General features: G+C 76.4%; 2 protein-coding genes. Both read left to right on the top strand.

Translation table 11 applies throughout. The features are described from left to right. On the top strand, nt 1-5,597 hold a 5,597-nt coding region (locus ACWEPF_RS39310; RefSeq protein ID WP_452176445.1), incomplete at its 5' end, for a type I polyketide synthase. Nucleotides 5,598-5,625: 28 nt separating this feature from the next. Then, nucleotides 5,626-6,682 (top strand): beta-ketoacyl synthase N-terminal-like domain-containing protein (locus ACWEPF_RS39305; protein WP_452176444.1); only part of this gene is annotated, 1,057 nt, incomplete at its 3' end.

Genomic DNA, 6,682 nt, shown 5'->3' with positions numbered 1-6,682 from the left:
GCGGCCTGGGCCTCGGCGCGGTCGAGCACCCGGTGCTCGGCGCGGCGCTGAGCCCGGCCGGCTCCTCGGGCGTGGTGCTGACCGGCAGCCTCTCGCTGCGCACCCACCCCTGGCTGGCCGACCACGTCGCGCTCGGCACCGTGCTGGCACCCGGCGCGGCCCTGGTCGAACTGGCCGTCCGGGCCGGTGACGAGGTCGGCGCGGCCACCCTGGAGGAGCTGGTGGTCGAATCGCCGCTGCTGCTCCCGGCCGAGGGCGCTCTCCAACTCCAGGTCACCGTCGGTGAGTCGGCCGAGGACGGAACGCGTCCGGTCGCCGTCCACTCCCGGGCAGGCGTGGCGGGGGACTGGACCAGGCACGCCTCCGGCCTGCTGTCCGAGCGGACGCCGGCCGCCGCCGAGCCCTTCGCCTGGCCGCCGCAGGGCGCCGAGGAGATCCCGGTCGCCGAGGCGTACGAGCTGCTGGCCGGGGTCGGGCTGGACTACGGGCCCGCCTTCCGCGGCCTGGAGACGGTCTGGCGCGACGGCGACGCCCTGTACGCCGAGGCCGCCCTCCCCGAGCAGCTCGCCCAGGACGCCGCCCGCTTCGGCATCCACCCGGCCCTGCTGGACGCGGCGGCCCAACTCCCGGCCCTGCACGGCAGCGCCGCCGGGGTGCGGCGCCTGCCGTTCGCCTACCAGGGCGTCTCGCTGCACGCGGCGGGTGCCACCCGGATCCGGGTCCGGCTCACCGTCAGCGGCGCGGACGACTACGCCATCGAGGCCACCGACGCCGAGGGGCGCCCGGTGATCTCGCTCGCCTCCCTGGTCACCCGGCCGGTGCAGGACGGCGCGCTGGGCACGGCCCCGGCGGTCGACCGGGACGCGCTGTTCGCGGTCGAGTGGCCGGAGCTCGCGCTGCCCGAGGCGGACGACCTGCCCGCCCACACCGTCCTGCGGGCCGAGGCCCGGGATGGTGTGCTCGCCGAGGTGCTGACCGCGACTCAGGGATGGCTCGCCGACGAGGCGAACGAGGGGGCCCGGCTGGTCGTCGTGACCAGCGGTGCCGTCTCCGTCGCCGGCGAGGCACCGGACCCGGTGGTGGCCCCGGTCTGGGGGCTGCTGCGCTCCGCGCAGTCCGAGCACCCGGAACGGATCGTCCTGGTGGACGGCGAGCTCGGCGGGCTGCTGCCGGCCGTGCTGGCCTCCGGTGAGCCCCAACTGGCCGTCCGTGACGGCCGGGTGCACGTGCCGAGGCTGGCCCGGGTGAGCGTGCCGGAGCACGGCGAGGCGCGGCCGTGGGACCGCGAGGGCACCGTACTGATCACCGGTGGCACGGGTGTGCTGGGCGGGCTGCTGGCCCGTCACCTGGTCGCCGAGCGCGGTGTGAAGCACCTGCTGCTGCTCTCCCGCAGTGGCGACGCCGCCCCCGGTGCGGCCGAACTCCGCGAGGAGCTGGCCGGCCTGGGTGCACGGGTGACCATCGCGGCCGCCGACGCGGCGGACCGCGAGGCGCTGGCCGCCGCGATCGCCGCGGTACCGGCCGAGCACCCACTCACCGCCGTGGTGCACACGGCCGGTGTGGTGGACGACGGCGTCTTCGGCGCGCTGACGCCGTCCAGGCTGGAGACGGTGTGGGCCCCGAAGGCCGACGGCGCCCGCCACCTGCACGAGCTGACCAGGGGTCACGAGCTGGCCGCCTTCGTGCTCTACTCCTCGGTCGCCGCCGTCCTCGGTTCGCCGGGGCAGGCCAGCTACTCCGCCGCCAACACCTACCTGGACGCGCTCGCCGCCCACCGCCGCTCGATCGGCCTGCCCGCCCAGTCGCTGGCCTGGGGCCAGTGGGCCGAGGCCAGTGGCATCACCGGCCACCTGAGCGCCACCGACCACGCCCGCCTGGCCCGGCTCGGGATCCGCCCGATCGGCTCGGCCGAGGGGGCCGCGCTCTTCGACGCGGCCGCCCTGCTGACGGACCGTCCGGTGCTGGTCCCCGCCCCGCTCGACCTGGCCGCCCTGCGCGGCCGTCCGGTGCCCGCGCTGCTGCGCGGCCTGGTCCGCCCGGTCCGCCGGGCGGCGGGCAGCGGTGGTGCGGCGGCGGGGGAGGCCGCGCTCACGGAGCGGCTGGCCGCGCTGCCGGACCGGGCCGAGCGCCTCGCCACGGTGCTGCGTCTGGTCCGCACCGAGGTGGGCGCCGTGCTCGGCACGGACGCCGGCTCGGTCGGCGCGCAGCGGCCGTTCACCAGCCTCGGGCTGGACTCGCTGACCGCCGTGGAGCTGCGCAACCGGATCGGCGCGGCCACCGGCCTGCGCCTGTCGGCGACCCTGGTCTTCGACCACCCCAACCCGGCCGCCCTCGCCGAGCACCTGCTCACCGAGCTGCTCGGCGCGGCGAAGGCCCCGGCGGTCCGTACGGCGTCCCCGGCGCCGCTGCCCGCCGACGACCCGATCGCCATCGTCGGCATGGCCTGCCGCCTGCCCGGCGGGGTGACCACGCCGGACGAGCTCTGGCAGCTGGTGGCCGAAGGCCGGGACGCCGTCGGGGAGTTCCCGACCGACCGCGGCTGGGACCTGGAGAACCTCTACGACCCGGACCCGGAGCGGCCCGGCACCTCGTACACCCGGCACGGCGGATTCCTCGACCGGGCCGCCGAGTTCGACGCCGCGTTCTTCGGGATCTCCCCGCGCGAGGCGCTGGCCACCGACCCCCAGCAGCGCCTGCTGCTGGAGACCGGCTGGGAGGCGCTGGAGAGCGCGGGCATCGACCCGGCCACCCTGCGCGGCAGCCGGACCGGCGTCTTCGCCGGGATGATGTACCACGACTACGCGCCCCGGGTCCGTGAGGTCCCGGCGGAGCTGGAGGGCTGGCTCGGCAACGGCAGCGCGGGCAGCGTGGCCTCGGGCCGGATCTCCTACACCTTCGGCTTCGAGGGCCCGGCCGTCACGGTGGACACCGCCTGCTCCTCCTCGCTGGTCGCCCTGCACCTGGCCGCCCAGTCGCTGCGGACCGGGGAGTGCGACCTGGCGCTGGCCGGAGGCGTCGCAGTGATGTCCACCCCGACCACCTTCGTGGAGTTCTCCCGCCAGCGAGCCCTCTCCGAGGACGGCCGCTGCAAGGCCTACGCGGGGGCGGCGGACGGCACCGGCTGGGGCGAGGGCGTGGGCCTGCTGCTCGTCGAGCGGCTCTCCGACGCGCGGCGCCACGGGCACCCCGTGCTGGCGGTACTGCGCGGCAGCGCCGTCAACCAGGACGGCGCCTCCAACGGCCTGACGGCCCCGAGCGGCCCGTCCCAGCAGCGCGTCATCCGGCAGGCGCTCGCGCAGGCCGGGCTGGCCGCGCACGAGGTGGACGCCGTTGAGGGCCACGGCACCGGCACCCGGCTGGGTGACCCGATCGAGGCCCAGGCGCTGCTGGCCACCTATGGGCAGGACCGCGAACAGCCTCTGCTGCTGGGCTCGTTGAAGTCCAACATCGGTCACACCCAGGCCGCCGCCGGCGCCGCCGGGGTGATCAAGATGGTGCAGGCCATCCGCCACGGCGTGCTGCCGCAGACCCTGCACGTGGACGAGCCGTCCCCGTACGTGGACTGGTCGGCCGGTGCGGTCGAGCTGCTGACCGAGCGTCAGGAGTGGCCCGGGGTGGACCGCCCGCGCCGGGCCGGGATCTCCTCCTTCGGGGTCTCCGGCACCAACGCCCACGTCATCATCGAGCAGGCCCCGCAGGAGGCCCCGGCCCCCGAGCGCGGTGCCACCCCGCCGGTGCTGCCCTTCGCGGTCTCGGCCCGCACGCCGCAGGCCCTGCGCGAGCAGGCCGGGCGGGTGGCGGAGGCCCTGGAGGGCGCCGAGCCGGTCGACGTGGCGCACGCCCTGGTCACCACCCGGGGCGCGCTGGAGGAGCGGGCCGTGGTGGTCGGCGACCCGGCCGGGCTGACGCTGCTCGCGGCGGGCGACCCCTCGCCCGCCCTGGTCACCGGCCGGGCCGACGTGGACGGCCGGACCGTCTTTGTCTTCCCCGGCCAGGGCTCCCAGTGGGCCGGCATGGCGGTCGGACTCCTGGACACCGCACCGGCCTTCGCGGCCCGGATCGCCGAGTGCGCGGCGGCCCTGGCCCCGCACACCGACTGGTCCCTGCTGGACGTGCTGCGCGGGGAGCCGGGCGCGCCCGGCCTGGACCGGGTGGACGTGGTGCAGCCGGTGCTGTGGGCCGTGATGGTCTCGCTGGCCGAGCTCTGGCAGGCCCACGGCGTCCGCCCGGACGCGGTGGTCGGCCACAGCCAGGGCGAGATCGCCGCCGCCGTGGTGGCCGGCGGCCTGAGCCTGGCCGACGGCGCCCGGGTGGTGGCCCTGCGCAGCCGGGCCATCCTGGCCCTCTCCGGCCGGGGCGGAATGGCCTCGGTGGCGCTGCCCGCCGCCGAGGTCACCGAGCGGATCGCCGCCTGGGGAGGCAGGCTCTCGGTCGCCGTGGTCAACGGCCCCTCGGCCACCGTGGTCTCCGGGGAGCCGCAGGCGCTGGCCGAACTGGTCGAGGGCTACCGGGCGGAGGAGGTCCGGGCCCGGCTGATCCCGGTGGACTACGCCTCGCACTCCGCCCAGGTCGACGGCCTGCGGGAGGAGCTGCTGGAGCTGCTCGCCCCGGTCCGCCCGCGCACCGGCGAGGTGCCGCTGCTCTCCACCGTCACCGGGGACTGGCAGGACACCGCCGGGCTGGACGCCGAGTACTGGGTGACCAACCTGCGCGAGACCGTCCGCTTCGAGGAGGCGGCCCGAGCGCTGGCCGCCGAGGGCCACGCGGTCTTCGTCGAGGTGAGCCCGCACCCCGTGCTCACCGTCCCGCTCCAGGAGACCCTGGAGTCCGCCGGGGCCGGACGGGGTTCGGTCGTCACCGGGACCCTTCGCCGGGACCACGGCGGCCTGGACCGCTTCCTGCTCTCGGCCGCCGAACTCTGGGTGCGCGGCGCGGCGGTGGACTGGCCGGCCGTGCTGGCCGGAGCCCGGCCGCGCCGGCTGGCGCTGCCCGGCTACGCCTTCCAGCGCCAGCGGTACTGGCTGGACGCCACCGTCACCAACTCCACCGTGACGGCCCCGGCCGCCCGGGCCGCCGAGGCGGGCGAGACCGCCCCCTGGGTGGCCCGGCTCGCGGTCCTCGACGACCCGTCGGCCCGCGAGGCGCTGCTGCTGGACCTGGTCCGCCGGGAGGCGGCGGCGGTGCTCGGCCACCCCGACACCGGGGAGGTCGGCGCCGACCGGGCCTTCCGGGACCTGGGCCTGAGCTCGCTGACCGCCGTCGAGCTGCGCAACCGGATCGGCGCCGGGACGGGCCTGGAGCTGCCCGCCACCCTGGTCTTCGACCACCCGAACCCGGCCGCGCTGGCCGCCCACCTGCTGGCCGAACTGCCGGTCGGGGACCGGGCGGGTGAGCTCGGCGCCCTTGAGTCGGTGGCCGCGCTGGAGCGGCTGCTGGACGGCCCGGTGGACCAGGACCGCGATCAGGTGCTGGCCCGGCTGCGGGCCCTGGTCGACCGCTGGGGCCAGGACCCCTCCGGCGAGGACGAGTTCGACCTGGACCTGGACAGCGCCACCGACGAGGAGCTCTTCGCCCTGATCGACGGCAACTCCGACTGAGCGCCCGCACCGCAACCACCCGCACGTGATCCGAGAGGCAACCATGTCCAACGACCAGAAGCTCAGGGACTACCTGAAGCGGGCCCTGGCCGACGCCCAGAAGGCCAACAAGCGGCTCCAGGAGGTGGAGCGGGCCAAGCACGAGCCGATCGCGATTGTCGGCATGGCCTGCCGCCTGCCGGGCGGGATCGCCTCGCCGGACGACCTCTGGCGGGTCGTCAGCGAGGGCGTGGACGCCATCGGCGAGTTCCCGGCCGACCGCGGCTGGGACCTGGAGGCGCTCTACCACCCCGACCCGGACCACCCCGGCACCTCCTACACCCGGCACGGCGGATTCCTCGACACCACGCCCGAGTTCGACGCCGAGTTCTTCGGCATCTCGCCGCGCGAGGCGCTGGCCACCGACCCGCAGCACCGCCTGCTGCTGGAGACGGCCTGGGAGGCCTTCGAACGGGCCGGCATCGACCCGGCCGGCCTGCGCGGCAGCCGGACGGCGGTCTTCGCCGGGATCGCGGGCAGCGACTACACGCCCCGACTGCACGACGCCCCGGGCGAGTTGGAGGGCTTCCTGGGGATCGGCGGCCTGGACAGCGTGGCCTCGGGCCGGATCTCCTACACCTTCGGCTTCGAGGGCCCGGCCGTCACGGTGGACACCGCCTGCTCCTCCTCGCTGGTCGCGCTGCACCTGGCCGCGCAGTCGCTGCGCTCCGGCGAGTCCGACCTCGCGCTGGCCGGCGGGGTGAGCGTGATGGCCACCGCCCAGGGCTTCGTGGAGTTCTCCCGCCAGCGCGGCCTGTCCGCCGACGGCCGGTGCAAGGCCTTCGCCGCCGAGGCGGACGGCACCGGCTGGGCGGAGGGCGTGGGCCTGCTGCTGGTCGAGCGGCTCTCCGACGCGCGGCGCCACGGGCACCCCGTGCTGGCGGTGCTGCGCGGCAGTGCGGTGAACCAGGACGGCGCCTCCAACGGCCTGACCGCCCCCAACGGCCCCGCCCAGCAGCGCGTCATCCGCCTCAAGCCTCGCTTGACGCCTAACCGCGTGCGATGTCTGCGTCCCGGCGAACCTGGTCTTCCAGGTGATCTCCAAG

This window comes from Kitasatospora sp. NPDC004289, assembly GCF_053602875.1.
This window is presented reverse-complemented; position numbering and strand designations above follow the sequence as displayed.